Source organism: Scytonema hofmannii PCC 7110 (assembly GCF_000346485.2).
In the GTDB taxonomy this organism is placed as follows: Bacteria; Cyanobacteriota; Cyanobacteriia; order Cyanobacteriales; family Nostocaceae; genus Scytonema; species Scytonema hofmannii.
The window spans coordinates 600,756-627,045 of sequence record NZ_KQ976354.1; the positions used below are offsets into that span (position 1 = coordinate 600,756).

At 40.5% G+C, this 26,290-nt stretch carries 23 protein-coding genes and 1 pseudogene; 8 read left to right on the forward strand and 16 right to left on the reverse strand.

Annotated elements, in window-relative coordinates; translation table 11 throughout:
- Positions 1–184: 184 nt before the first annotated feature.
- From WA1_RS02570 to WA1_RS54560, 4 genes are all read right to left on the reverse strand, one after another.
- Positions 185–472 carry an AAA family ATPase gene (locus WA1_RS02570; RefSeq protein WP_017741343.1) on the reverse strand — a complete coding sequence of 96 codons (288 nt, stop codon included), beginning with the start codon at positions 470–472 and terminating at the stop codon, positions 185–187.
- Positions 460–1,545 (reverse strand): XRE family transcriptional regulator, encoded by a 1,086-nt coding sequence (locus WA1_RS02575; RefSeq protein ID WP_272819052.1) that lies wholly within the window; start codon positions 1,543–1,545, stop codon positions 460–462. The genes WA1_RS02570 and WA1_RS02575 overlap by 13 nt, the downstream gene beginning before the upstream one ends.
- 118 nt (positions 1,546–1,663) lie before the next feature.
- Entirely contained in the window at positions 1,664–2,557 is an 894-nt protein-coding gene (locus tag WA1_RS02580; RefSeq protein ID WP_017741345.1) for a hypothetical protein, read from the reverse strand.
- Positions 2,558–2,562: 5 nt separating this feature from the next.
- Positions 2,563–2,742: a hypothetical protein gene (locus tag WA1_RS54560; protein WP_272819053.1), complete on the reverse strand. Its 180-nt coding sequence runs from the start codon at positions 2,740–2,742 to the stop codon at positions 2,563–2,565.
- A 76-nt stretch (positions 2,743–2,818) separates the two neighbouring features.
- On the opposite strand from WA1_RS54560, the gene WA1_RS02585 reads away from it, so the two are divergent.
- Positions 2,819–3,103 (forward strand): tyrosine-type recombinase/integrase, encoded by a 285-nt coding sequence (locus tag WA1_RS02585; protein ID WP_081402818.1) that lies wholly within the window; start codon positions 2,819–2,821, stop codon positions 3,101–3,103.
- A gap of 206 nt (positions 3,104–3,309) precedes the next feature.
- On the opposite strand, the gene WA1_RS02590 is transcribed toward WA1_RS02585, so the two are convergent.
- The 7 genes from WA1_RS02590 to WA1_RS02615 all read right to left on the reverse strand — a co-directional run bounded on the left by WA1_RS02590 (position 3,310) and on the right by WA1_RS02615 (position 9,993).
- A complete protein-coding gene (locus tag WA1_RS02590) occupies positions 3,310–4,068 on the reverse strand; it encodes a Uma2 family endonuclease (RefSeq protein ID WP_017741347.1) in 759 nt (252 codons plus the stop codon).
- Positions 4,069–4,425: 357 nt separating this feature from the next.
- Complete coding sequence (locus WA1_RS02595; RefSeq protein ID WP_017741349.1) at positions 4,426–4,848, reverse strand: WD40 repeat domain-containing protein; 423 nt, start codon at positions 4,846–4,848, stop codon at positions 4,426–4,428.
- A gap of 33 nt (positions 4,849–4,881) precedes the next feature.
- Entirely contained in the window at positions 4,882–5,622 is a 741-nt protein-coding gene (locus WA1_RS02600; protein WP_017741350.1) for a hypothetical protein, read from the reverse strand.
- Positions 5,623–5,627: 5 nt separating this feature from the next.
- Positions 5,628–6,695: a trypsin-like peptidase domain-containing protein gene (locus tag WA1_RS02605; protein WP_017741351.1), complete on the reverse strand. Its 1,068-nt coding sequence runs from the start codon at positions 6,693–6,695 to the stop codon at positions 5,628–5,630.
- A gap of 138 nt (positions 6,696–6,833) precedes the next feature.
- A complete protein-coding gene (locus tag WA1_RS58020) occupies positions 6,834–6,971 on the reverse strand; it encodes a hypothetical protein (RefSeq protein ID WP_017741352.1) in 138 nt (45 codons plus the stop codon).
- A gap of 349 nt (positions 6,972–7,320) precedes the next feature.
- Positions 7,321–8,727: a tetratricopeptide repeat protein gene (locus WA1_RS02610; protein WP_017741353.1), complete on the reverse strand. Its 1,407-nt coding sequence runs from the start codon at positions 8,725–8,727 to the stop codon at positions 7,321–7,323.
- Between the two features lie 213 nt (positions 8,728–8,940).
- Positions 8,941–9,993, reverse strand: a complete 1,053-nt coding sequence (locus tag WA1_RS02615) for an eIF2A-related protein (protein WP_336389838.1) — start codon at positions 9,991–9,993, stop codon at positions 8,941–8,943.
- Between the two features lie 80 nt (positions 9,994–10,073).
- Here WA1_RS02615 and WA1_RS62060 point away from each other — a divergent pair.
- Positions 10,074–11,281 (forward strand): annotated as a pseudogene (locus tag WA1_RS62060) (ISL3 family transposase).
- Here the strand turns inward: WA1_RS62060 and WA1_RS02625 are convergent.
- The gene (locus tag WA1_RS02625) at positions 11,265–13,241 is read right to left on the reverse strand and encodes an nSTAND1 domain-containing NTPase (protein WP_017741355.1); all 1,977 of its coding nucleotides are present in this window, start codon (positions 13,239–13,241) and stop codon (positions 11,265–11,267) included. The pseudogene WA1_RS62060 and the gene WA1_RS02625 overlap by 17 nt on opposite strands.
- Positions 13,242–13,299: 58 nt before the next feature.
- Here WA1_RS02625 and WA1_RS02630 point away from each other — a divergent pair, with 58 nt between their 5' ends.
- Both WA1_RS02630 and WA1_RS02635 read left to right on the forward strand, forming a co-directional pair.
- Positions 13,300–15,459, forward strand: coding sequence for a CHAT domain-containing protein (locus WA1_RS02630; protein ID WP_017741356.1), 2,160 nt, complete (start codon positions 13,300–13,302; stop codon positions 15,457–15,459).
- A 1-nt stretch (position 15,460) separates the two neighbouring features.
- Positions 15,461–17,101: an ATP synthase subunit B family protein gene (locus tag WA1_RS02635; RefSeq protein WP_017741357.1), complete on the forward strand. Its 1,641-nt coding sequence runs from the start codon at positions 15,461–15,463 to the stop codon at positions 17,099–17,101.
- Between the two features lie 113 nt (positions 17,102–17,214).
- Here the strand turns inward: WA1_RS02635 and WA1_RS02640 are convergent, their stop codons facing one another.
- Positions 17,215–17,457 (reverse strand): hypothetical protein, encoded by a 243-nt coding sequence (locus WA1_RS02640; protein WP_017741358.1) that lies wholly within the window; start codon positions 17,455–17,457, stop codon positions 17,215–17,217.
- A 174-nt stretch (positions 17,458–17,631) separates the two neighbouring features.
- Here WA1_RS02640 and WA1_RS02645 point away from each other — a divergent pair, with 174 nt between their 5' ends.
- Positions 17,632–18,591, forward strand: coding sequence for a protein kinase family protein (locus WA1_RS02645; RefSeq protein ID WP_017741359.1), 960 nt, complete (start codon positions 17,632–17,634; stop codon positions 18,589–18,591).
- Between the two features lie 317 nt (positions 18,592–18,908).
- Here the strand turns inward: WA1_RS02645 and WA1_RS02650 are convergent, their stop codons facing one another.
- From WA1_RS02650 to WA1_RS02660, 3 genes are all read right to left on the reverse strand, one after another.
- Positions 18,909–19,376, reverse strand: a complete 468-nt coding sequence (locus WA1_RS02650) for a caspase family protein (RefSeq protein WP_017741360.1) — start codon at positions 19,374–19,376, stop codon at positions 18,909–18,911.
- 256 nt (positions 19,377–19,632) lie between these two features.
- Entirely contained in the window at positions 19,633–20,211 is a 579-nt protein-coding gene (locus WA1_RS02655) for a Uma2 family endonuclease (protein ID WP_017741361.1), read from the reverse strand.
- 316 nt (positions 20,212–20,527) lie between these two features.
- The gene (locus WA1_RS02660) at positions 20,528–21,646 is read right to left on the reverse strand and encodes a ferrochelatase (protein ID WP_017741362.1); all 1,119 of its coding nucleotides are present in this window, start codon (positions 21,644–21,646) and stop codon (positions 20,528–20,530) included.
- Between the two features lie 392 nt (positions 21,647–22,038).
- Here WA1_RS02660 and WA1_RS02665 point away from each other — a divergent pair, with 392 nt between their 5' ends.
- The 3 genes from WA1_RS02665 to ilvB all read left to right on the forward strand — a co-directional run bounded on the left by WA1_RS02665 (position 22,039) and on the right by ilvB (position 26,022).
- Entirely contained in the window at positions 22,039–22,611 is a 573-nt protein-coding gene (locus WA1_RS02665; protein WP_017741363.1) for a hypothetical protein, read from the forward strand.
- A gap of 98 nt (positions 22,612–22,709) precedes the next feature.
- Entirely contained in the window at positions 22,710–23,972 is a 1,263-nt protein-coding gene (locus WA1_RS02670) for an MFS transporter (protein ID WP_017741364.1), read from the forward strand.
- Positions 23,973–24,114: 142 nt separating this feature from the next.
- Complete coding sequence (gene ilvB, locus WA1_RS02675) at positions 24,115–26,022, forward strand: biosynthetic-type acetolactate synthase large subunit (protein ID WP_026134443.1); 1,908 nt, start codon at positions 24,115–24,117, stop codon at positions 26,020–26,022.
- The last annotated feature ends 268 nt before the right edge of the window (positions 26,023–26,290 follow it).

The following is a 26,290-nucleotide window of genomic DNA, read 5'->3' on the forward strand; positions in this document are numbered from 1 at the left end:
GAATAGGCGGTAGAATATCGTGTCTGTTTTCACGCGGTTAATGCTTGGTTGGATGCTTAATTTTTGATTTTACCGGAAGTTTGGTGGTTGTGGAGGGTTACTCTACATCGGCAAAGCCAAAAACCCACGGGAAAGTTATTTTTTGTTTGGTATCGAACAACTGAGACTTGTCGGTATATAAGCTTTACTGTAGGGGATCGCTATCATTGGGTGTTATTAAGACACAAGCTTCATAAGGTAAGCCCAATTCGTAAGCCACTGCCTGTGCTAAGCTTGTTTTACCACATCCAGGTTCACCTTTGAGCAACAAGGGACGTTTTTCCAAGAAAATAGCGAGGTTAACGGCTTTGATAAGTTCTGGTGATGGTAAGTAAGGAGAAAGCCCGTACTTTTGACATTCTTGGGGTGAAATTGGCTTGCCAGTATAATACTGCTTGCCATTGGCGGTGAGTACGCTTGCTAAATCAGCCATTTCGCCAAATCTCCTTCCCAACTTAAATCAAAGTGCGTGCAAATTTCTTCATAGACAAATTGAGGAATGCCGTTATCAGAATTTTCCCATATTCGCTGATAAGTTAAATGAGCAGGTATCTGTAGATCGCGAAATACCTTTATATCCCCTAGCCAATCTTTTAGGACATCGGTTGGAAACGGACTCACAGGTGGTAAGTACAGGGGGATTCGAGGATACTCCGGTTCATCAAATTGCTTTGCCAACATGACTTGTGACTGACAAACACTGCCACAATTATCCACTAGGAACATTAATAAATGTGTATCCTTCAGTGGTGGATTGAACTTTCCTCTGTCTACTAGCGGTTCCCAAAACTCCTGAAGCCAACCTACGAGAACTTTTGACGGCATACAGTCAACTTTTTCAAAGATGAAAATGACATCTTGAGTCTGCCAGCGATCGCAAATCCTATCGATAATCTGTTCTGGTTTAGTATCTAGTGGGAGTAAAAAGGAACGAGCTAGTTGTTTCCACAAGCGTTCAGTACTGCGGTAAGCTGCATTGTTGGTCACATCGTTTTTAATGGGAGAGTTATTCTTCCATCCTGATTTTACCCGAAATAAACGAGTAACCAGTAATTCCTGCCCACAGTCAGGTTCCCCGTGAACAAGGAATGCTGCTGTTCGATGTTGTTCCAATACATCTTCCACTAACCGCACCTGCTGCTTAAAGTCCATTTGCAGCAGTAAATCAAACAGTAGATGCGGCGGTGTAGAAATAGTTAGAGTTTCTGCTGGTGGTAAAAATTCTACAATCAGTGTGTCGATAGTGGCTTGGACATCAACGCCCACTTCCTCACGAACCACCTTGAGTAATGCACAAATTGCTGGTTTCCCTGAAGAAATTTCCCCAAATTCCACCAGTTTCTCGAACATATCCCCGATAAACGCATCAACGGGTAAATTCCAGCACAGCCGATTTAACACGGGCGCATTCATCCCTAACGCCTTCCTTAAATATCCTCGACGCTGGTACTCATTCTCCATTAGAGGTCTGAGTAGAGGCAATAACTTGTGTATTAGGTCACTCACTGCAAAAGGGTGTATATGCCTGGGAAGTTTTGGTTAGATGATCTATATTACTTTTATCATTTCTGAAACCGAGAGGTGAATTTCTATAGTACTTTTTAATACAGTAATTATTAAAACCTTATCCAGACAGTATATCTTGGATAACAGTACGTAACTTTTTCCAGACCACTTCTCCCTTAAAATTTTCCCAGAAATTAGATGGTTTGTTGTAAAAGTAAAGCTTTTTACGACTAAGCTCATAAATGACTGGGACTTCATACCACAACAAGTCCAGACTATGGTCTAAGGGATTAGTAGTCTGCACTTCAGAAACGGTTTTATCATCAACTGTGTCAACAATAGCAACTGCAAAACAAAGATGAGTAGGCGCTCTAAAGTTATATATTGCTTGACCAACCGTCGATGGATTAACTTTTTCTCTAGCCCATTCACTGCATTGGGAAGTAAATCGCTGCAAAATTTTCATGTTTATAGAAGCAAACTCAGAAAATAAAAAGAATGCTTCTCCACGCATACTAAAGATCCCAAACGATAATTCAAAATCTGAAATTTTAGCAACGTAACTGAATTTACAGTGAGAATGAATCTGATTTTTGCGGATATCCAAACAACCTTGTTCCCGAAGTTTATCTAGGGTGACTGTAAAATATTCATCCAAGACTTGAGAGTAAATTTTGGGAACTTGATTTTCTTTTTTTATCAGTTCTTCTCTAATTTGTTGCAATAAATTGTCAATTTTAGGTTGAATATCTACGCCTACATTTTCACGTATGACTTCCAATAAAATACAAAGTGCAGGTTTGCCAGAGGCAATTTCTTCAAATGCTACTAGTTCCTTCACCATTTGGGGAATAAAAACATCCACACTCGTATCCCAAACCAGACGATTCAATACATTTGCATTAGTCCCTAAAGCCATAACAAGATAAGACTGACGTTGTTGCTTATCCCACATAAATGGTCTCAACACACGCGATAATTCTTGAATGATTTCCCCACTGAGTTCTGCCATCTAAATTACCCTTGCAATCGTGCGTAAATTTCAGGTGCATTCGCCTGTAAATCTTTTAAAACAGCGATCGCACTCGTTCCTGCATTACGTAAATACCTCCGTTGTGTACTTGGTTCTACTAACATCCCACCGCTATGGTGAATCCCAACCACCAGAAAATCATCATCGAAAACAGGCGACCCCAATTTTCTGCCATGTTTTGAGTATTATTGCTTATTGACAAACGGTATCCGACCTTAACCTCTCACGAATGGGCGACGGCTGACACCACAAGCTGTAAAATGTATTTTGGATAAGCGTGCTCGAGAGTGGAGAGCTAGAGAGCAAGACAGTGGAATTGAGTTAAAGCCCTTTTCCAGTCACGATTTCCGGCGGACATTTATTTCCGAACTCTTGGAAAATGGAGTAGATATGTCCACAGTGAAAAACTTAGCCGGACACTCCGACATTGGCACTACAATCCGCTACGACAGGCGTGGCGAGCAAACCAAACGGCGTGCAGTGGAAGCGATCTCGATTCCGGGTTCTGGAAGAAAAAGGAAGTAGAAGCAGTCATTTTTGCACTCTACAGGTTAAAATGAACGCACCTAACTGGATTTTTTTGTCTATTAGCAACAACAAATATATCCAAGCATTATTTTACTGTGTAGCCTAGTTAATCTATGATGTTGGTACTTGCAGCAATGAAAGTAGTCAGACAAAAGCTTTAACAGTTTTTGGAGATGTCTATTGGTTCAATTGTTGCTCGAAAACTAAATTTGATCGGGGTCAATATTCAACTCGCGTAATTTGTCAGCCAGTTTTTCAGCCCGTTGTGCTTCGGCTTGTGCCCGTTGTGCTTCGGCTTGTGCCCGTTGTGCTTCGGCTTGTGCCCGTTGTGCTTCGGCTTGTGCTTGTTGCTCAGCTATTTTGACCTGTTCTTGGGGTGTTGGATACCGGTGTTGGTGTTCGTCGTACCAATACAGCCACTCGCGGATAATTCCGCCATAACTTCCACGAGCACAGCCTATTCCCAACCCTATTTCTGGCATCCAAACTGGGTTTCCCTGCTGTAATACGTACTCACCGTTTACTAGTTTATGTACTTCTAAGCGAGGTTTGCGACGGCGGCGCGATGAGTAAATTACATAGTACAGTACGCCTAGGGTTGCATACTCATCTTTTTTGGCACTATATTCTTTACGATAAGTTTGGGATACGACTTCTAAAGCTAAAATTGGTACGACATTTTCATCCCAAAGTGCATAACTTGGACGTAACTCTTCATCATAAAATCTTTCCACACCCAAACTGAGAAATCCATCCGGTACGATTGGCGGTTCATCTGGGTGAGTATAAATCCCCATATCAATGCCGAAAAACCAGTCCATCCGCTCTGACCACAGCATCAGCAGGGTGGCTTTTAACAGTCCTGGTAATAATTCTTGCAGTTCGTTATCCACAGGTGTTTCGTCCGAGTCGGGCAGTTCTTCTGCCGAAGGTAGAGAGCGCGGCAATTTGTACTCTAGCATGGCGGAGTATCAAGTTTGGTTTGGGGTTCTAAAATTATTTTAGATGCTTTAATTGCCATTCGATAGATAAACACACCACACCAGATACATCTTTTTGTCAAAGCAAATACTAAAGATTGCAGGTCATCAGAAATTGTCATTTATGATGAGCCTTTTGTCTGGCGTCTAAACCAGCTCGTCCGGTTCGGTCGTGCGATACGGCTTTAGCCGTTAAGCTTCGCTTATCGCATTCACAGAATCTGTGTGTCCAGTCAGAATACGCTCTTGTGTTCCAGTGTTTGATTCCACAACTTTATTGGTGGATTATACTAAAAACGGTTTGAAACTTTACTTTTTAAAAGTACTATGAATTCCCCCTTATCTCGTCCCCAGGCTCCGCCTGGGAACGAGAGAAAAAAGTTCAGCTTTTAGCCGTTTGCAGTATAGAAACACCATTATCACCGACACTAGTACCTCCACTTGTCCCCTTAAAGTGCGGAGCTGTTTTCCGCTACTGAAATGCCAAAGTCTAATAACCGCGTCAAAATGTCCCGTGGCGAGGGTTTGTCCATCCGGGCTAAAGCTGACACAACTCGTTCGCAAAGAAACCAACGAACTACCTAAAGTTTGTCTCAGTCTACCTGTACGTATATCCCACAACTTGATATTACCATCCTGAAACTCCATGTTGCTGACACTTGCCAAGGTTTGTCCATCTGGGCTAAAGTTAACAGCAAGAACTGGGCTAGAATCTCTAAGGAGAGGCAATAATTTTTGGATACTATCACTACTGATTGTCATCGCACAAATCTCGCGGTTCATTAATACCGATTTTTAATAACTGGGTTGAAAAATTACTACACCAAAAGCCCCCTGACCTATTAACAATGATGTAACATTTGAATTCCAACTTTTGATTTTAGTTTCTGAAAATTTAAAAATTTCTTTGTAGACTATTGCATCACTTAACCCGTGAAATATCCTGGCTTTCAAAGGTTGCTCTATACCAATATTTATTTTTCGCTCTACAAAATTTACTGAAATGATTGCTCCTGTAAAATTATATTCAGATTGGATAGTGTTAATATTTATCGAACTTGAGACTTGAGCTAACCAATTATTTAATTCTGTTTCTAGTTTGTGCCAATCATCTAAAAATGGTGCTGTCTTGAATACCTTGGTCAATATATTCTTTGCAGCTTCATTCCCAAAATGATTAGTATTAATTTCTGAATTTACTTTTTGCTGGTGTGGCTCTTCTAGCAATTCTTCTGTAATCTTTCTCAGTAAATTGTCAATTTTAGGTTGAATATCTACGCCTACATTTTCACGTATGACTTCCAATAAAGTACAAAGTGCAGGTTTGCCAGAGGCAATTTCTCCAAATGTTACTATTTCCTTCACCATTTGGGGAATAAAAACATCCACACTCGTATCCCAAACTAGACGATTCAAGACATTTGCATTAGTCCCTAAAGCCATAACAAGATAAGACTGACGTTGTTGCTTATCCCACATAAATGGTCTCAACACACGCGATAATTCTTGAATGATTTCTCCACTGAGTTCTGCCATCTAAATTACCCCTGCAATCGTGCGTAAATTTCAGGTGCATTCGCCTGTAAATCTTTCAAAACAGCGATCGCACTCGTTCCTGCATTACGTAGATACCTCCGTTGCGTACTTGGTTCCACTAACATCCCACCGCTATGGTGAATCCCAACCACCTGAAAATCATTATCGAAAACAGGCGACCCCGATGAACCCGGTTCTGTACTAGTAGTATATTGCAAGACTTGATTATCGGCGTAAGCAACAAAGTTATTTTGTATAGAGATTTTCTTTAAATGCCCACCTGGATGTTGAATAATTGCCACGCGGTCATCTCGCCGCATTAATTGACTTTTGAAGATTAAAGGTTTGCCAAAGTCAGGAACTTCTTTCAGGGTTACTACTGTAAAATCCAGTTCTTTGTTAGTGTAAAAAGCACCATCTGGTAAAGCCCCAATAGTCTGTGTTGGGCATTCTTTACCATTGATATCCAGTTGATAGTTGAAGCTAAAATTACTTTTTTCTGCTACTTCCTGGCTTTTGATAACGTGATTGTTCGTCATGAGTAAATCAGGTGTAACCATAAACCCCGTACCCAAACCTTCTGGAGTTTTGATACGAACCACTGCTTTTGATGCTTCCAATGCTAAGTTTAAAATGTAAATGTGGCGTAGGGTATCTTCTCCAATAATTTTTTCCTGGATGTCAACTATACTGTCAGTTCCGCGCCAAGAATCAATAGAGCGATTGCGAGTACTAGCAACATCTAGGAGAGGATATGTTTGAAATAAGCCTAGAATAAAGTCTTTATCATCACCATCGCCGATATAGTTCTGAATATGGTTGAGGAAAACTGCTAGGGCTTCTTTACCGTAAGCAACCTGTCCAAATTGCGACAAAAAAGTGACTATCCTCACAGAGAAACTCATGGGGCTTCCTTCCCAGTCTAGCCGCGCTAGAATCACCTCAGCTTTCGGATCTCCTCCAAAAGCTCCTGTAAGAAAATCTCGGCGATCGCGCACGTTAGCAAAGTCGGGTAAATTCTGCACAATGCGCGTCAGTCGTTGGAAGTCAGGTTGGGATAGTTGTACGGTCACAGTTACTGTATCCTATGAAACGATATACTAACATTAACATCCAATACTGCTCGGATAAGAAAAATCAATTGACATTTCAACCTCGTAGAGACGCGATTAATCGCGTCTCTACACCCGCAAAATTATTACGAAAAATCCTTAACCGAGTAGTATTGCATTAACATCTACAAATAACTCGCCCAAATCTTCCCAATATTTAACGCCTAAAAGTGATATTGTTCCATGTAAGCGTTGGATATCATCATGCAGGCGCTCGGCTACCGGATAACTGTACATGGGATGACCTGATGTACGAAATGTATGTTAAACAAGTCATTGAAACTGGACTTGATGATAGTAATGCTGGTAGAGTTAGTTGTGTATAGGATATTTGAGCTAAATTTGGACTACCAGAGTAAAAGTTTAAATATTCGAGATTGAGTTTACTGAAAGCGATATTGAGGATTTGCGCTATCTTAAAAAGACAGAACAAAATCTGATTTTAGATAGTGTCAAAGAGCCACTACCACAAGAACCGTTAACCGTAACCACAAACCGAAAACAACTTCGTCTCAATGAGATCTCAACGGGGGAATTACGGATTGATAAATAACGTGTTTTTTATGATGTAAATATATTTTAATTATTATTTAGATCCGCTTTGTTTGATTGATTTTTTGGATAAATATTTATACTTCCTTAAAAAGGCCATAATTCGGGCATTGCATCCAATTAAAAAACAAATACTTCCAATAAATCCAAGTTTATTCAGCAGCGAAAACCAATCTCTAACTCCTGATTTCTTTTGATAATATATATGTACGAGATGTACAGCAGCATCTCCAATTATTAAAGGATTTTTAAGGCGCTTACCTTTAGCTAGTAAGGCGGTAAAAGCTCTTAGAGCCTTAGAAATATCTCCAGAATTTTTAAAAATACGTGCTTTATTCGCTAATACTTGAGCAACTGATTTATCAGGAGAATCAAAATTACGATATGCTGCTTTTGCATATGTCAAGTACTTTAATGCAGCCTCATAGTTAGGCTCGGGATTTTTGCTATAAGCAGCTCCTGCTAAGTTAAATATTTGACCTTGACGTTCTGCAAATGATGTATTGACAACACCGAGTCCCGATTCTGTCGCTTTCTTAAATGTTGTAATCGCTTCTTCTATATTTTCTCTGGATTTCAAAATATTATTTTTACAATATTCTAACCAGCTTATCCCAAAATAAGTTAAGGCTAAGTAGTGTAAATTATTATTTATAATAGAAGTTTCTTTGGATTCATTAAATGTTTTTTCTGCCTCCTCTAGTTTGCTAGCTTTCACATAAGCCATACCTAAACTATATAAAAAACGTCCTCTATCAAAAACATGATCTATTTGATATATAAGTGACATTGATTCTTGATATTTTGAGATAGATAAGTTCATCATACCCATGCGATCGTATAAACTACCTAAATTTAAGAGCGCATCCGCTTGCCGATATACGTTACCTAATCGAGACAATATTTCTACAGCTTTTTGTAGATACCATTCTGCTTTTTGATGTTTCTCCAAACGTTGCAAAGTAGTGCCAGCACCGATATGATTTAATGCTAAATGAGTTTCATCACCCACACTAATACTATACTCAATACCATCTGTATGATATTTCAAAGATTCGCGTAGTTGACCAATCTCTTCTAAGTAACGTCCAAAACCATAGAATAACCAAGGACTATCAGAGCCTGCGCCAATACGGATTTCTTCTTCTGCCCATAATCCCCAATATCTCCAGTCTTGAGTTAAATCACAGTAATCTAGTAGTACCTGGCAATAAAGCGCTTGTTTTCCTGTTGCAACTTCACCGTAGTCTGCTAGCTTGCATATCATGTCCGGGATGAAAGTCGCGACAGAGCCACTCCAAATAAGGCGTTCCAACACAGGCAGACTATGACCCAACGCTAAAACTAAAAAGGGACGGCGGTCTCTCTCATCTTCTAAAAAAGGTTGGAGCAGCTGTACCAGTTCATTGATGGTGTTAGGTTCTAGAGCATATCGACTCATGTTGGCGATGTAAGAATAAGTGTTTTAATTTAATTTATAGATTATAACTACAAAGTCGTAGTCTTGTTTTTCGGAGAGTTAGTGAGTGCGATTGCTTCTTTTAGTTTTGCTGAGGTCACGAGCTGCTCCGGAGATGGATTTTCATCAACACGGAGCAATCCTTCCTCATTTATGACATGAGGGAAACACTACCGTATAATGCGTTTAGTGAGGTTAAACTAGCCATTTTGCTACTGCTTCTTCCCAACTATAACCATAGTAGTTGCAAATTTCTTCATAAACAAATTCTGGAATACCGTTATCAGAATTCTCAAACAATATTTTGGATGTTAATCCAGTCGGTATTTGCATCATCCCCGATGCCATTACTGTCTGAATCCAATCAGCCAGTACATTTTGTGAAAAGGGATTAACGGGTGGCAAGCATAGAGGAATTCTAGGATAATCTGGCTCGTCAAATTTCTTTATCAGGGGGATATTAGATTCACAAACGCTGCCGCTATTGTCTACCAGAAACATTAATAAGTATGCATTCTTTCGAGTGAGAGGGGGTTTTCTCTCAATTTGTGTTATCAATGGTTCCCAAAATTCTTGAAGCCATGTCTTCAAAACCTTTGGCGGCATATAGTCTACGTCGTCAAAAATAAAAATCACATCTTGAGTTTGGCTGCGAGCGTAAATTCTATCGATAATCAGATTTGGCTCAGAATCTTTTGAAAGACCCCATAAAGACGAGAGTTGTCGCCATAAGTGAGGGGTACCTCGGCCAATCCCACGGGAACTCATATTCATCTTTAACCAAAACCTTATGCTTCCATCCATCTTAATGGCTGCTAATTGTTTACTGTCTGGACTGAATATAATATCATCAATATGTTCTTCTGGAAACTCTACTATTTGTTTTCCTGAGGTGACATCCCATAATTGTAAATCTGTAGAACTGCCATCAGTCGCAATTGCAAGCAATTTCCCATCAGGACTAAATTTAATATGTCCAATAGAAGACGTGGATTTCAACTGTAATTGCGTCTCTTGCTTACCAGACAAATCCCACAATCGTATAACTTTATTGTTTTCGACAGTAATAAATTGCCTGCTATTAGGTCTGAATAATAATTTTGATACTTCCTTCTGATGACGGAATTCTTTTGCTTTACCTTCAGTCAAGTTCCAAAGATAAACAGTATCATTTTTAATAATTGCGAATTGCTGACCGTCAGGAAGGAAATTTAAAGTATCTGCATTGTCCTGAAATTCTTGTATCAGTTTAAAGTCAGAATCGGCTCTTGCGTACTTAACGTGCTAAAATGTTAAAATATTCATTCAGAGTTTAAGTAAAATTAATTATGAAAAGAGTCCTTACTCAACTATTAAATTTGTCAGATGTAGTGGTAGAATCAAGTCTACAAGAGGGTTTAGTCTTATTTTTATCAGTAAGTAAAAAGACGAAAAGCGCAATATGTCCGCAGTGCGGTAAGAAGTCAGAACATTTACACCAAAATCAAAATTATTTAGTAAAAGATTTACCGATAGGGGATAAAGAAGTAATATTAAATGTAAATAGACGAAGATTTAAATGTAAAACGTGCCGAAAAACGTTTAACGAAAAGCTTGATTTTGTAGGAGCGAGAAAGACATATACGCATCGATATGCGGAAAATATTGTTAAACAACTTATTAGTAGTAATGTAAGTAATGTGGCGGAAAATAATGGATTAACCGATGAAGAGTCAAGGTGAATGCTTGAAGATGTAGCTAAAAATGTATTACCAATAAACCTAACCAATTTGAGAAGATTAGGAATCGATGAAATAAGTTTAGTAAAAGGGCAAGGAAAATTTATTGTTGTACTCTGAGTTGCAGATTCAGGGAAATTAATAGGGTTAGTAAAAGAAAGATAGATAAAGTAATATGAAAAAGTGGGGAGAAGAAGTTTTAGAACGAATAGAAGAAGAAAGGTCTGGATCTGACTGGAAATTATAAAAGTTTAATCAATAAGATTTGCCCAAACGCTGTCATTACGGTCGATGGGTTCCATGTTACAAAAATAATACATGAAGAATTAAACCAAGCTAGAATAACAGAAAAGAAAACAGCGTTAGAGTTAAACGTTGAGGATAGGGAAAAAATTTTTGAGCGCTTAAAAGGTAATAAATTTACAATTTTAAAAGCAGAAGATAAGTTGACAGATAAACAAAAAGGAAAATTAGATACAATCAGAGAAGCCTCTCCTTTAATAGGAATAATGCATTCATTGAAAGAAGAATTTCGCAATTTATTTGACACCAGTGAAGATTCAGGAACAGGAATATTAGGGCTACTCGATTGGTTAAAAAAAGATGAGCCATTATATCAGAAAAGTGTGAAGACGATTAAGCGGTGGTTTGGAGAAGTAGCTGGATATTTTGAAAGAAAAACTACTAATGGGGTAGTAGAAGGAATTAATAATAAATTAAAGCTGATAAAACGAAATGGATTTGGCTTTAGAAATTTTCGCAATTTTGAAATTAGAGCTTTACTTTCTTGGCATTATAATATTAATTTAGCACGTTAAGTACGCAAGAGCCGTTTAATCTAGCACCTTGTAAAAGATAAGCTACATCTTTTGGCTTTTGCTTATCTCTCCAATCCCTGGCGGCATCCTCAATATCCTGTTTTATCAAGAGTGCCTCTCGATTTTCCTTCAACCATTTACCCAATACATCCCAATTACGAATTAAGGCTTCGTGGGCAATATTTACTACCGCTACCCGCTTACCTTCAAACTCTTGCTCACCTGTAACAACTAACTTTTCTTTCGCCAAACGCTGTACCACCCTCTCCACCAATTCAGGCGATCGCCTTTGTGTCACCAAATCCTGTTGACGAACTTGTCTGCGTGTATCTTCCGTTCCCTCTCCCAAATGCGTCAATTCAAGAAAAATCTGCTTGGCTACCAACTGTTCTTTAGGAGAAAGAGATTGATAAACCTCATTTGCGTGTTTTTCCAGCGCCTTCTTTACCCCACCCAAGCGGGTATAGTCAGAAATTGTCAACCGATTTAAAGTACGCTGCTCCCATAATTCTGTCAGCGTATACTGCAACAGAGGCAAATCACCAGGGGAACCTGACACATCTGCAATCATTTGATTAACAAGTTCGCGGTCGATTTCCAAACCCACTTGTTCGGCTGGTTTAATAATTGCCTCCCTCAACTCCTGCTGATTCATAGGCATGACTCTCACCAGATTTTGGTCAATCTTGGCAGCAAGTCCCCCATACTCCTGTTCTGCACACTTACCCTGAAAATCCGCCCGCATCACCAGCACCAAGCAAAATTTCTTACCAAGGCGTTTCACTGCACTTAAAAGACACTCAAAAAACTTTTGCCGCTCCGCATCATCACGACACTGGGTAAAAGCTTCTTCAAATTGGTCTACTACCAACACCACTTGGTCAGCTGCGGCTGCTTTAATTAAAGCTTGTAATTGGTCAGCTTTTACACCAATCACTTGCTCTAGACTTTTAAGGGGATGCTCACTAGGAGTAAACGGTTCGTAAATTTTCCATCTCTCACTACCTGGCACTACACTTAACTTTAATTGATGTAACAACCCTGCTCTTACAACAGAAGATTTACCACTCCCAGATGCTCCTAACACAGCGAGAAAATTGCTGTGACGTACTTTCTCTAACAACTGTTTTGTCAGTGCTGTGCGACCGTGGAAATACTTAGGATCTGACTCGTTAAAGTCAAAATAAGCCAAGCCTTTGTAAGGACAAATGCTAGAAATTACCGACTGCTCGCCCGTTAGAATAATCTGACCCCCGGAATTATTACAGATTGGGTGCTGTGGAGCATCTTTTAAAGCCTGTTTAACAAAATCAGCTAAAGTAAAATTAGTTACCCATTTATCAGGTTGCAGCGTCGGGTTAAGTCCTTGTAACAATGCACCACTAAGAACCCCATGTTCTCCTTCTGCCTGTTCGTAAGCTAGTTGGAAATCTCTTGAAGCAACAATAAAACAGCGATCGCGTCCCTTTTCATACTCCCCTAAATCAATCTCAGCAAAATTCATCAATTCACCGCTGTGACAGCAATCTAACCAAATAATCTGCTGCCTTACCGGACTTTTATCCAGCAGTTCACGTAACCAGCGCAGGGATAAACCCCATTTCTCTTTTCTGGAACCGCTATCACTGGTTACCAAATAGCCTTCCGTACTACCATCAGGCAAGTTTCTGCGTAAACCATGCCCAGAGAAAAACAGCACTGCGGTTTCAGGAACTTGCTGACCTTTCGGATGGAAAAGTTCAGTAATTGCCTCCTCCAGATCTTTCAATGTTACTGATTGCTTCAGGTGAATTGCAAGTAGTCTCCGCACTTGGAATTCACCATACTTTTCCAAAAGTTGGGCGATCGCTTCCGCATCTGTTGCGGGAGTTTTTAAGTGCTTCGCTTTACTTCCCGGTCCCGGTTTATCCTTTAAAGATGGATACTGGTTTATACCAACTACAAGTGCATCTCGTGTCATAAAAACTTAGTCTACACTGATTAACTGCTTTATCCTGTTACCGAGGCACCCTAGCTTGATGAATTCTTCTGTTACCAAAACTCTACTGGCTCTTTTACTAGCTCTAAGAGAACTGAAAATCCCCCTCACCACCGATGAACAAGAACTTTTGCAAAATGTGGGACAGATCTTGGCTCTTGACCCTGATGACTGGGACTTTATTGAAGAAGAGCTAATGGCACTGATCGAGGCGAATTCTACCTTAAGTGACCTTTATCAGTATAACAAAGTCAAATTAGATGCTTTAGACGGACAAATCCCACGAAAATTGTTTCCCAGCTTAGATGAGTTAGAGCAAGAACTTTTTGGGGAGACAAAAGAAGTTATAACCTTTGACGGTCAGCCCAAGGGAGACCCCAATAATAAACCTAACGAGGTAATCACCATTACCAGTAACATCTTGCTAACTGAAAATCAAGATCGAACTGCTAAACAGCTAATTTTTCTGGAGCAGATCAGCGACTTCGTTCAAAATTACCGTTACTTTAATACCTATTTTACTGACCCTAGCAATCAAATAACAGTTCCACCCAGTGAACCTCTAATTCACGGGTGTGTTTACATTTTATACATAGATATTAGCCCAGAAAAAAAAGGAATAGACCAGCAGCAGATTCCTTTTCCAGACGAAACTCTGGCTCAGGTTTGGAATGACCAGGAAACTTTGGTTCTAGATGTAGTCGTTGCTTCTAAGAATTTCAGTATTAATGCACCAGTAAAAAAGTTAACCTTACCCCGCAGTGGTACTTCAGATAGCGTACAGTTCATCGTTAAACCTAACCTATTTCAAGGTCGGGGCTACATCCAAGTGGAGTTGTTTTATCGTGGCTACCTGCTCCAGTCCAAACAAATTGCAGTCTTAATTATACCTATGGTAGGTTCGGAAATTCCTGACTCTCTACGTCCCCCTCAAACTGCTCGTATTACCTTTACTACCACTGACTTGCTCACCAACGAGCAGCTAGCACTGCTTCCCGAGCGGGTATTGACTGTAGATGTGGAACTTGACCAAAGGGATGGCAGTATTGACTTTCGTTTCCTTGACCGAACTGGTGGTAATAAGGAACTAGCATTTTATGATACCACCTTGCAGCCTACTTCATTAGGGAATGCGATCGCAGGAATTCGCCAACAACTCTACTTAACTTTATATGACGGATACTGGGGACAAGTTGAGGGAAACATGGAGTTACTCAATACTTGGCTCCCTAAATTAGCAGGTGTAGGACGGGAACTCTACCGACAACTTTTACCCCACAACCAAGCTAACTTATTGGCAGATGACCAAGGGGAAATACTACAAGCGATCCTTAAACCAAACACAGTCATTCAAGTCAACCCAATTTTAGGAAAAGTAACAATTCCTTGGGCGCTGCTGTATGAGCGAAAAGTCAAAAGCAATCTCGCTCGTGTATGCGATCGCTTTACCGAGCATGACTTAGATTGTACAAATTGCCCTAATAAAAACGACCCAAAATATGTTTGCCCCCATGCTTTCTGGGGCTACCGTTACTCAATCGAGCAACTCCCGTGCTGGACTAGTAGCAAACACTCTGCTCCCATAGCATTAGTACGACAAATAAAAAATAATCAGCCATTACAGTTGAGTTTTAATGTATACCGCGATTTTGAACTTTGGCGAGAGCATCTACCCAAACTAGAAACTGCTGCTTCAGTCAACATACTACTTGCAGAAGAAATATTAGAGCTAGAACACATTTGGGGAGAACACAGCAAAGTCTTGGATTTAGTATACTTTTACTGTCACGGTGGAGTAGAAGAGATGCCAAAACGACCATATTTAGAACTGAGTGACGATCGCATTGACAGTAATTTTTTAGAGTGTTATGAGTCAAATTGGCTACACCACCCACTCGTTTTCCTCAATGGCTGTGCAACGGGAGACTATGGACCTGAAAGTTACGTAAGTTTAATTGATGATTTTCTGAATGCAGGAGCAAGTGGAGTGGTTGGTACAGAATGTCCTGTGTCAGAAAATTTGGCTGAATATTATGCTATTGAGGTATTTAAACGTTTATTTGCAGGAGAACCAATGGGACAATCCATGCTTGCAGTGCGTCGAGAATTGCTACAACAGCATTATAATCCCCTTGGCTTAGTCTATTCTCTATATGCTGCTCATGAAATAGCTTTAGCTTGTTCCGTATTGCAGAAATAATATGAAACGCTGGATTTTTGCTACTGTTTGCTTATTGCTAATTTGTCCCCCATCGGCTCTAGCTCAAACCAATATTCAGGTGGATGCTAAGGACAATTCTTTGGAAATTAAGGGATGGTTGAATGAAGAAAATACCCTGATAGGTAGCATACGTCTTTCTGCTTCAGCAAAGGTAGAACAATTCACTTTTTTAGCTTCCGACTTGAAGCGTCAAGAAGGGGATGAAGTCATTGGTCGTCAGCAAGTATCGTTTATAGGTGAAACTAAATTACAAGCTGGTATACCCAAAGATTTCCAGGTAAAACTTAGTAATCCTCAATTACCAGGAACATATAAAGGACAAATTCAAGTACGACTTCCTGCTCAAAAACCACAAGTTATTAATATTAGTATATTAGTAAAAGCTAGACCAAAACTAACACTTTTGAAGGGAAACGAACAGGTACAGTTACAATTAACCCAGTGTAATTGGTGGTTAGATTGTGGTTTAGCACATATATTTTTTCCCAAAAGTGCATTTTTACAAAATTGGGACTTAGCTTTTGATAATACAGAGGATGCATCTGTAAAAGTAACCGGTGCTGAGGTATTGTTAAAAGGTGAGCAAACAGGTTATCAGTTAAGTTCTAACCAAATCAAAATACCTAATATTCCTCAAACTTTAAAAGCCGACCAAATTGTCAAACTACCTTTAACTTGGGACACTACTAAAATTCCCTCAGATCGCTACACGGGAGCAGCTTACTTAACTTTAGAAGGTGCGCGGGAGCGTTTGATTATTCCAGTAAATTTGACTATGCGAATTGCTCCCTTTATGCCACTGTTGGTGTTGTTCGTGGGCATTCTTTTAGGTAGATTAATTAAATATATGCAAGAAAAGGGTATTCCCCAGTCTGAAGCACTAGGTAAGGTAAAAGAGCTAGAAAAGCAAGTGTCTCAGAGTAACTCAGAAGACCAGAAAATTCTCATTCCAATGATATCAGATGCCGAGCAATTGGTGCAGCAGATGAAATTGTCAGCTGCAACAACAGAAGTAGAGAAAATTAATGCTCGTCGGGAATGTTTGCAGCAGTTACGTATTATAGAACAAAAGTTAGAGCCCTTCAAAAATCTTCCTCAAGTGAAGGGAGACAATGGTATTTTTCAAAAAATCAACAGTGTGCGAGCGCAAATTGATTTCCGACAGGATGAGCCAGCAAAAACTTTACTGGGAGAGTTACAGCAAGATGTTACTAAGTTGCAACTACCGTCAATGATGGGACCAGATAAAATACCCGTTAACTTATCAGAAGTTGTGAAGGGGGTAAAAGATGCTGTTGTAGCTGTTGGTAGTGCTGTTCAATCTAGTGTAAACAAACCTGTAGATAAATGGGTGCTATGGTTGCAGAAATCTCTGATTATCTTATCTGGAACTAAATTTCGGACTCAAGCAACTTATTGGTTTGCAAGACCATTGTTTTCTTTGGTGTTGTTAGTTGGTTTGTCCGTAGTGGGGTTGCGATCGCTTTACGTGCAAAAAGGAACAACTTTTGGGGCTGACCCCTTTTCTGATTATTTCGGATTGTTAGTTTGGGGACTGAGTGCGGACGTGGCTAGTCGGAGTTTGAGTAATTTTACGGGGGGAGAAGAGAAAAAAGAGTAACTTTGCGATCGCTACAGCAATACTGTACATGGGATGACCTAATGTCCGAAATTTATGTTAGGCATGGACTTTGGAGAAAAAGAATTGTTCGCGAATCTACACAACCCTTTCACCTAGCTATTTTGTGCCAAAGAAGCTATGAGTTTTGTCTTGATTTCTCTAACTTCCTGTGAAAGCTGCCGATTTTTCTTCTCTGACAGACTGCGGTAGACAGCCTGACGCAATTGTAGAAGTTCTGGGATATCTATTTCGTGATTTCTTTTTAAAATAGCAGAGGCAATATTCAGTGAATCTGGAGTAGAGAGTTCCAGCAGCTTGATTAAATAGTTTAGATCGTACCTAGTTTGGCTTTCCATACTGTTAAAAAAGTATATTTCATTCTAGCAAACCTCACTATAATATTAGCAGGTATTTTAAATATTCTGCTTGCTCACTAGGAATTTATTTTAGCAAAGGTAGATTTTTCCTTACAAATTTTTACGAGCATCTGAGGAATAGAATAATCTTGTTGAGGGGGAAGAGTATCATTAATGAAGTGGAATCAACTTCAATATGCTATCAGGTCGGAGTATGGACAGGACGGGGTATATTTTATAAATGACGGACAAAAAGGGCAAGTTTTGAAAGCACCTGAAAGTCCATATGCTGAAGTATTTTTAACATTGTTAGCAAACAGCTTTGGCTTAAGCACTCCTACAGTTAGGGTAATCCGTCCCGATAGTTCAGAATACACAGATGTGATAGAAGCTCTCAAGCCATATATAGAAGAGTCTAACGCTTCTCTGAGAGTAGCTCAAGAGCAAGAGCAGAAGAAAAGTGAGGATAAACGCGACTTAGAGTTAATGTCCAAGCGAACTCTAGATTTAGAATCATTACCTATCTTTTTGTTAATGGAAGATTTATCAGGTCGTTCTTTAAGAGACGTTACTCAGCAAGATTTAGAAGATTGGTATGGTGAAGATGAAAATCTTAAGCCAATAGGACAAAAGTTTTTAACCGATTTAGGGAAATTGCTAGTTTTTGATATTTCGATTAGAAATGTTGACCGTTTTATTTTTTGGAAACTGCCTGGAATTGGGGAAATAGAAAGCGCTTTAGGTAATCTCGGAAATATTTTTATTAGAGATGAGACCAAGGAGCTAATAGTTATCGATTCGTTAATAGATAGAAACATAGAAATTGTTGACTATGCAAATGCGGTCAAAGAGGTTCTTGCTAAAACGCTAAATGCTTTACCTGACAACTTAGTAGATCGTGGTCAAGAAACCCTAGAGTTAACAGGGTATGAGATCGAGGAGAATGGTAGAGCTTTAATTCTACAAGGAGTTCGAGAAGGCATTAACCAGCTCTATGATTTAACCCAAGGAGATACCCTTGAGCAGATCAAACAGGAGAGCCTACGGCAACTTTCCAAGTCCGAAGAGAGAAAAGTAGATGCACTATTTCAGTTCATTAAAAAGATAGGAGAAACTTTAAACATAGAGCCTTAAGTTAATATATTGTCTTCATCTAAGTTGTTAACGTAGCAGTGATGCCACAGGCTTGCCGCTCCCTCTTAGTACGCTGCATGGGAACTCAAAACTTAAATCAAAAATCACTCTTCAATTTGGGTATCAACTTCAGAATTTAAATCCTTAATCGCCCAAATCCTATCACTAAATTTAGCTAAAGGTTTCTCACTGCGGTTCCCAATTAAAATGGCTCTTGCGTACTTAACATGCTAAATTGATAGGATAATGCCAAGCTAGTAAAGTACGACTTCCCGCTCAAAAACCACAATTTATTAATATGAGTGTTTTAGTAAAAGCTAGACCAAAACTAACACTTTTGAAGGGAAACGAACAGGTACAGTTACAGTTAACCCAGTGTATTTGGTGGTTAGATTGTAGTTTAGCACATCTATTTTTTCCCAAAAGTGCATTTTTACAAAATTGGGATTTAGCCTTTGACAATACAGAGGATGCATCTGTAAAAGTAACTGGTGCTGAGGTGACAGTGCTGTTTCAGGAGGTTTCTCACTTTCTGGGAGAAATAAATTGAGGATAGCTTTTTCTAATTCTTCTATCTTGAGGGGTTTATCTGGGTCTACCTGCAATTTTCCATTAATATTGCTGACTGGTAAGCGTGTGACTCGGAAGTTGTTGTGGGCTTCTAGAAGTTGGGCGATCGCTTCTGCATCAGTTGCGGGGGTTGTTAAGTTTTTAGCCTTACTGGTGGGAGTATCTTTGAAAAAAGAGTATTGATTAATCCCAACAACTAAGGCTTCTCGACTCATGTTAGTGCTGATTTCGGGAGAATTTATGCTTTGGCTTAACGTATAGATTATAACGATAAGGTGAAGGTGCTGTTTTCCTAAGAGATGATTTATAACGTAAACATTAAGACATCGTGGGTTGGATTGAGGAACGAAACCTAACAATTCGACTCAATGTTGGGTTTCGTTCCTCAACCCAACCTACGTAATATCTGATGTTGGCGATTTAAGATTGACTTTATAAATGACCTCTAAGAATTCGTGAGTATATGTTTCTTTATTCTTCGGTTCCAAATACAACACTTTCATACAGCAATTCAATAGGACATTCAAATTCAATACTTGATAGAGTGATAATATCTCCAGTGGTGTAGGGATAGTAAAGCCACATTCTACCCTCTCCCCTACAGTAACGCTCGACGGAGATTTGTTCAGAGTTAATCAAGATATACTCTTGCAAAGTGGGGATTTTAAGATAATAAGTGAATTTCTCACCTCTGTCTTTGGCGCTTGTGCCTGGGGAGAGGACTTCGACAATCAGCTTGGGAAATTGAATAAATTTGCGAGCGTTGAGGTCTCGAGGGTCGCAACTGACGATAACATCTGGATAATAGTACTGGCTCTCTTGACTGACTTGTACTTTCACGTCTGACACATTCACCCGGCAACCTTTGGAATGCAGATGAGGGTATAAGGCTCTGTAAAGGTTTAAAGCAATATCATTATGGGGAATTGTACTACCTGTCATGGCAAAAACTTCGCCGTTGACATATTCGTAGCGAACGTCTTGCCTCTGTTCCCATTCAAGATATTCCTCAACGGTCATTTTTTGGGGTTGTTGGGTGATGGCTACCATAATCTTTGAACATCTTGACTTTTTCGGGCTTCTAGTTTGATTGTAGCGTTCTGGGTGAGGGTGAAAGTTAGTCAGTACCTGCTGAAGAGTGCAAATATATGTCAGTGGCAGTTGGGATAATACAGTAAAGATTTGATATGTAGGAAATTGGAAGACCGGGCTAGAAGTAGCGTGCAATAGATTAAGCTACCATCCAGTCTTGCAACATGGCGGTATGAATTAGGCAGGAACTCAACTTAGAGGTAGATATGTTCCAGAGTAATGAGTGAGGAGTAAAAAGTTAAGAGTGCTATCTTTGATTCCTCACTCATCACTTTTAATGGTGGTGATGGTGATGATGACTTACAGCCAAGTCAGGATTCACCGCCATCGCTTCTTCTGAAAGCAACTCAGCAATGTGAGCATTTGCCCATTCCGCCGCCATTGCCAAAAATGCAGGATCGTCATTAACGCAAGGCATTTGCACGTAATTGAGACCAGAATGCTTTTTCTCTAAAGCATGAATAATGTGATGTACATCCAATAGAGTTTCGTGGTTTTCCGTCGCAAAGCCAATTGGCATAAAGACGATCGCTTTAGCACCCAACTGAATCAGATTGTTTGCAGCTTGTTCCACATTTGGCTGAGTCCATTCAATTAAAGGCGTGTCATGGTTCAGCCAACCAACAGAGATTAGGGGGTAGCGGTTAATTAACTTATCCCGTACTAAATCATAGAGTGCTTGACTTTCAGTGATGCCAGAGGTAAAGCCCTTAGCTTTGTGGGGACAACCGTGATTCATCAGAATAATGCCGATTTGAGAAGGGAGGTAAGCATTTATTAAATCGGCATTAATTTTTTCTTCAACAAGATGCGCCATCAAATCGATGTAAGCTGGCTCGTTGTAAAAAGAAGGGATATAACGCTGTCCTTTGACCCAGTGTTCGTTACCATCTACTATCTCAGCTAAAGCGTTGTTAACTTGCTCAATGGCAATACCACTGGTAAAGATCGAATCAACCACTAGCAGTGGATAGATGAGTATTTTATCAAAACCTTCGTTTTTGATTTCTGCTAAGACTTGTTTGGGAAGGAAAGGGGCGCAGAAGTTGAAAGCTTTGAAGACTTTCACCCCTTCTCCCCATGTCGCTTGTAGGTTTTTCTCAATACCCGCCCGTTGTTTTTCAAAGATAGAGTTGTGTGGGGAAATGAAATCATGATGCTGGTGTCCCCACTCGTGGCGGTCAAATAATGCTAAAAGCTTTGCCAAGGGAGGATAAACCCAAGTTGGTACTGGTGCAAATTTTGCGGTCAGTAGGTTTAAAGCCTGTTCGTTATAGTTTGCGAAATCCTCATAACTTTCAACTTCACCGTAGCCCATGAGCAATACGGCGACACGTTGTTGACCTGATGCTTCCTGGTGCGATTTTTGTAGTTTTTCCGGCGTAGCAACCACAATCAATTCCTCTATACAACTTCAAGAGTGTTCTTTTTCGTACTTGTCAAATTGTATCCTATCCCCCCGGATGGCATAATCAAGTCACCTTTAGTAATACTTATGTTGGCATCCCTCTATCTATCTACAGAAGGATGAAGTATGAATTACCGATCTTCCAAACTCTTCTCCCTTAGGATGCACACTAAATATCTATGCAAAATGTTTCATTATAATAATTATTTTTAATAAAATTGTTTTAATGTCAGTTGTGTGCATAAAGCTGATGCGAAGCTTTCACCGCAATTTAGCAAAGTTCTGGGATGTCCAAGAAATAAATTATCCGGTGATTGTGGGACGGGCGTCCTCGCCCGTTCTATTATCTTGTTTGCTCATACCATCATTCATAATTCATGAATATAATTCTTTGTCCTGGAATTCACGAACATGACTTAACTCAGAGCTTTGTATCGGAGTGGCGATCGCAAGCTTCCCATGAATCAGCCAATGGAAAACCAGTAGATATACTTATTGTTCCTACCAACAATTATTCAACTTTATCACCATTTCATATATTCCAATTTTTACACGAATGCTTGAAGAATAGGCTAGAATCACCAGTTGTCTTCATTAGTTTTAGTGCTGGTGTTGTTGGAGCAATAGTTGCTGCTCATATGTGGCAAATATTCGGAGGTCGTGTTAAAGCTTTTATTGCTATAGATGGATGGGGCGTTCCTCTCTGGGGTCATTTTCCTATCCATCGTATGAGTCACGATTACTTCACTCACTGGAGTTCTTCTTTACTTGGTAGCGGGCAAAATAACTTTTATGCAGCCCCATCTGTTGACCATTTGGCAATGTGGCGATCGCCTAACGTTGTCCGAGGTTATTGGGTAAACTCATCTAGTGGGGATTTATCTCCAAAACAACGCTTGAGTGCATCTGAATTTTTGCACTTGCAAGTCCTGCATTATGAAGAGAATTAATCCGGAAAACAGATTTGCCAATCGGGAGTGAGGAATGAAGGAGTCTCCCCCAATCCCCCACTCCCCTATTCCTACACTCACTATTCCAAAAATCCCAGATGTTTCCAACTGAACCTGCTGCTGTCAATACCGGATTTGTCGCCCTGCTAAAAAACCGTAGTTTTATGCTGCTGTGGATGGGACAAGTGTTGTCCCAGTTAGCAGATAAAGTCTTGTTGGTTTTACTAGTTGCTATGCTCAAGAACTACCAACCCTCTTCAGGATTGCCAGAAAACTCCATGTACTCCACGTTGATGGTGGCGTTTACGATCCCGGCAATATTGTTTGGTTCAGCTGGTGGTATCTTTGTCGATCGCTTTCCAAAAAAGCTGGTTTTGATTGGCTCGGATGTTGTACGCGGACTCATGATATTGTTGATTCCCTTTTTACCACGAGAGTTCCTGCTTTTATTGATAATTACCTTTGCCATCTCTACTGTGACGCAGTTTTTTGCACCCGCCGAACAAGCGGCTATTCCCCTTTTGATCCGAACCGAAAATTTGATGGCAGCCAACGCTCTGTTTAGCAGCACAATGATGGGAGCTATGATTGTTGGTTTTGCGATCGGAGAACCAATGTTAAGTTTTGCTAAAACTTTCCTGGGAGTGAAGTACGGTCAAGAACTGGTTGTTTGCGGGTTGTATTTGTTATCTGGCGCATTGATGCAACCAATTCACCTTAAGGATTACAAATCAACAGAAGGAAAAGAAAAGTTTATTCATCCTTGGGCTGACTTTAAGTTGGGCTTGCGCTATCTCAAAACAAACCGCTTGGTATTAAATGCCATGCTACAACTGGTTGGTTTGTATTGCGTGTTTGCAGCTTTAACAGTTCTAGCGATTAGATTAGCAGCAGATTTTGGGTTGCAAGAAAAACAATTTGGCTTTTTCTTAGCAGCAGCAGGAGTTGGTATTGTACTGGGTGCAGCAATTCTGGGACACTGGTGTCATAAGTTGCATGGAAAACCCTTGCCTCTCATTGGATTTTTGCTGATGGCGCTGGTATTGGGAGTAGTTACTTTTACCAAGAGTTTGGTTTTGGCTCTGGGGCTTTGTGCTGTGTTAGGTATAGGTGCTGCCCTGATTGGAGTGCCAATGCAAACTCTGATTCAGCAACACACTCCAAGCGCAATGCACGGTAAAGTCTTTGGCTTCCAAAATCATGCTGTCAACATTGCTCTTTCAGCACCGTTGGCAATTACTGGTCCGATAACAGATACTTTAGGTTTGCGAGTGACGCTTCTGGGCATGAGTCTCTTAGTCGCTGCTGTGGGAATCTGGACGTGGCAAAATACCCGTCGCGTTTTGCAAGATGCCCTCTAAATTTTTGGCAATGTGGAGAATTCTTGACTATTGGAAGCGACAAATTAAAGGATATGCGATCGCTCTGCTATATTTTTCAGATAAAATGAAACTTTAAATACTACAATCAAGCAATATCTTCGCTATCTTGTGAGGTTTGGCTGTGCGTCCACCAAGTGTCTCCCAAGGAGATTCGCTTTCCCCAATTTCTCTTCCGCAAATAGAAAATCAAATTAACTCAAAGGTTTCTACATCGCCAGTCGCGATACCCAAACGTGTAACTGGTGGTTTTGCCCTGCTTGACAGCCTGAAGCGTCATGGCGTGGAATATATTTTTGGTTATCCTGGTGGTGCTATTCTCCCGATTTACGATGATTTGTATAAAGCAGAAACTGAAGGTCGTGGGATCAAGCACATTCTGGTGAGACACGAACAAGGAGCTGCACATGCGGCTGACGGTTATGCTCGTGCGACAAGCAAAGTAGGAGTCTGCTTTGGAACATCCGGTCCTGGAGCAACCAATTTAGTCACCGGCATTGCTACCGCCTACATGGACTCCATCCCCATGGTGATTGTAACGGGACAAGTCGCTCGTCCGGCGATCGGCACAGATGCGTTCCAAGAAACTGATATCTACGGAATTACCCTACCCATCGTCAAACACTCCTACGTCGTGCGCGATCCCCGCGATATGGCACGCATTGTTGCGGAAGCGTTCCACATAGCAAGTACCGGTCGTCCGGGACCTGTGTTAATTGATGTTCCCAAAGATGTCGCCTTAGAGGAATTTGACTATGAATCTGTAGAACCAGGTTCAGTGAAATTACCGGGCTACCGTCCCACCGTTAAAGGAAATCCCCGCCAAGTTAGTGCTGCAATTCAGTTAATACGTGAAAGTCGGCGTCCCTTACTGTATGTAGGTGGCGGTGCGATTACCTCTGGAGCATATTCAGAAATTAAACGCCTAGCAGAGTTATTTAATATCCCCGTCACCACAACATTAATGGGGCTGGGTGCTTTTGACGAACACCATCCCCTTTCTTTGGGAATGTTGGGAATGCACGGTACTGCTTATGCTAACTTTGCTGTCAGTGATTGTGACTTGCTGATTTGTGTTGGTGCAAGATTTGACGATCGCGTGACTGGCAAGTTAGACGAATTTGCGTCTCGTGCAAAAGTCATCCACATTGACATCGATCCCGCAGAAGTCGGGAAGAATCGCGTTCCCGAAGTCCCCATCGTTGGTGATGTCAAAACAGTATTGCAAGATTTACTGCGTCGGTGCAAGGAGAATACACCCAACCAAACTCAAGAGTGGTTGACTCTCATTAACCGTTGGAAGGAAGAGTACCCTCTAGAAGTACCCCATCATTCCGATAGCATTTCACCACAAGAAGTCATAGCAGAAGTTGGTCGCCAAGCACCCGATGCTATCTTTACCACAGATGTAGGTCAACATCAAATGTGGGCAGCGCAATTCCTGAAAGCAGGACCGCGACGTTGGATTTCCAGTTCAGGTTTGGGAACAATGGGTTTTGGCGTGCCTGCAGCGATGGGTGCTAAAGTTGCTTATCCAGATCGCCAAGTCATCTGTATTAGTGGTGATGCCAGTTTCCAAATGAACTTGCAAGAATTGGGTACGCTGGCACAGTATGGCATTAATGTCAAGACCGTAATTATTAATAACGGTTGGCAAGGAATGGTGCGCCAGTGGCAACAAGCTTTCTATGGAGAACGTTACTCATGCTCCAATATGGAAGTTGGTATGCCAGATATCGAGTTTTTGGCAAAAGCATACGGCATTAAAGGTATGGTCATTCAAAACCATGATGAGTTGAAAGATGCTATTGCTGAAATGCTCGCATATGATGGTCCAGTTGTCGTTAATGCCCATGTTACTAGAGACGAAAACTGTTATCCAATGGTAGCCCCAGGTAAGAGTAATGCTCAGATGGTAGGCTTGCGACGCCAACCTCAAAAAGCATCACTTGAGCCAATTTATTGCAGCAACTGTGGTGCTAAGAACCAGCCTAATAATAATTTCTGTCCGGAGTGCGGCACAAAGTTATAATATCCTCGCTCCCATACAGTTTAGATTAGGACTTACATAGAGCCTCCTTTTTTCAGGGGGTTTTTTGTTTGGTTTTAGGCTGGGGAAACTTCTTTTAAAATCATACCCCACCCTAGCCCAGACCTTGCAAAGGGGAGGGAAGAAAATCAATTTCCCCCCTTTCCAAGGGGGGATTAAGGGGGGTAAATTCAACTTGTGTGACACCGTAGTCCCTTGCCAAACGAACATGATATAGCTCTCCCAACTGACTATTGTTTTATAATAAAAA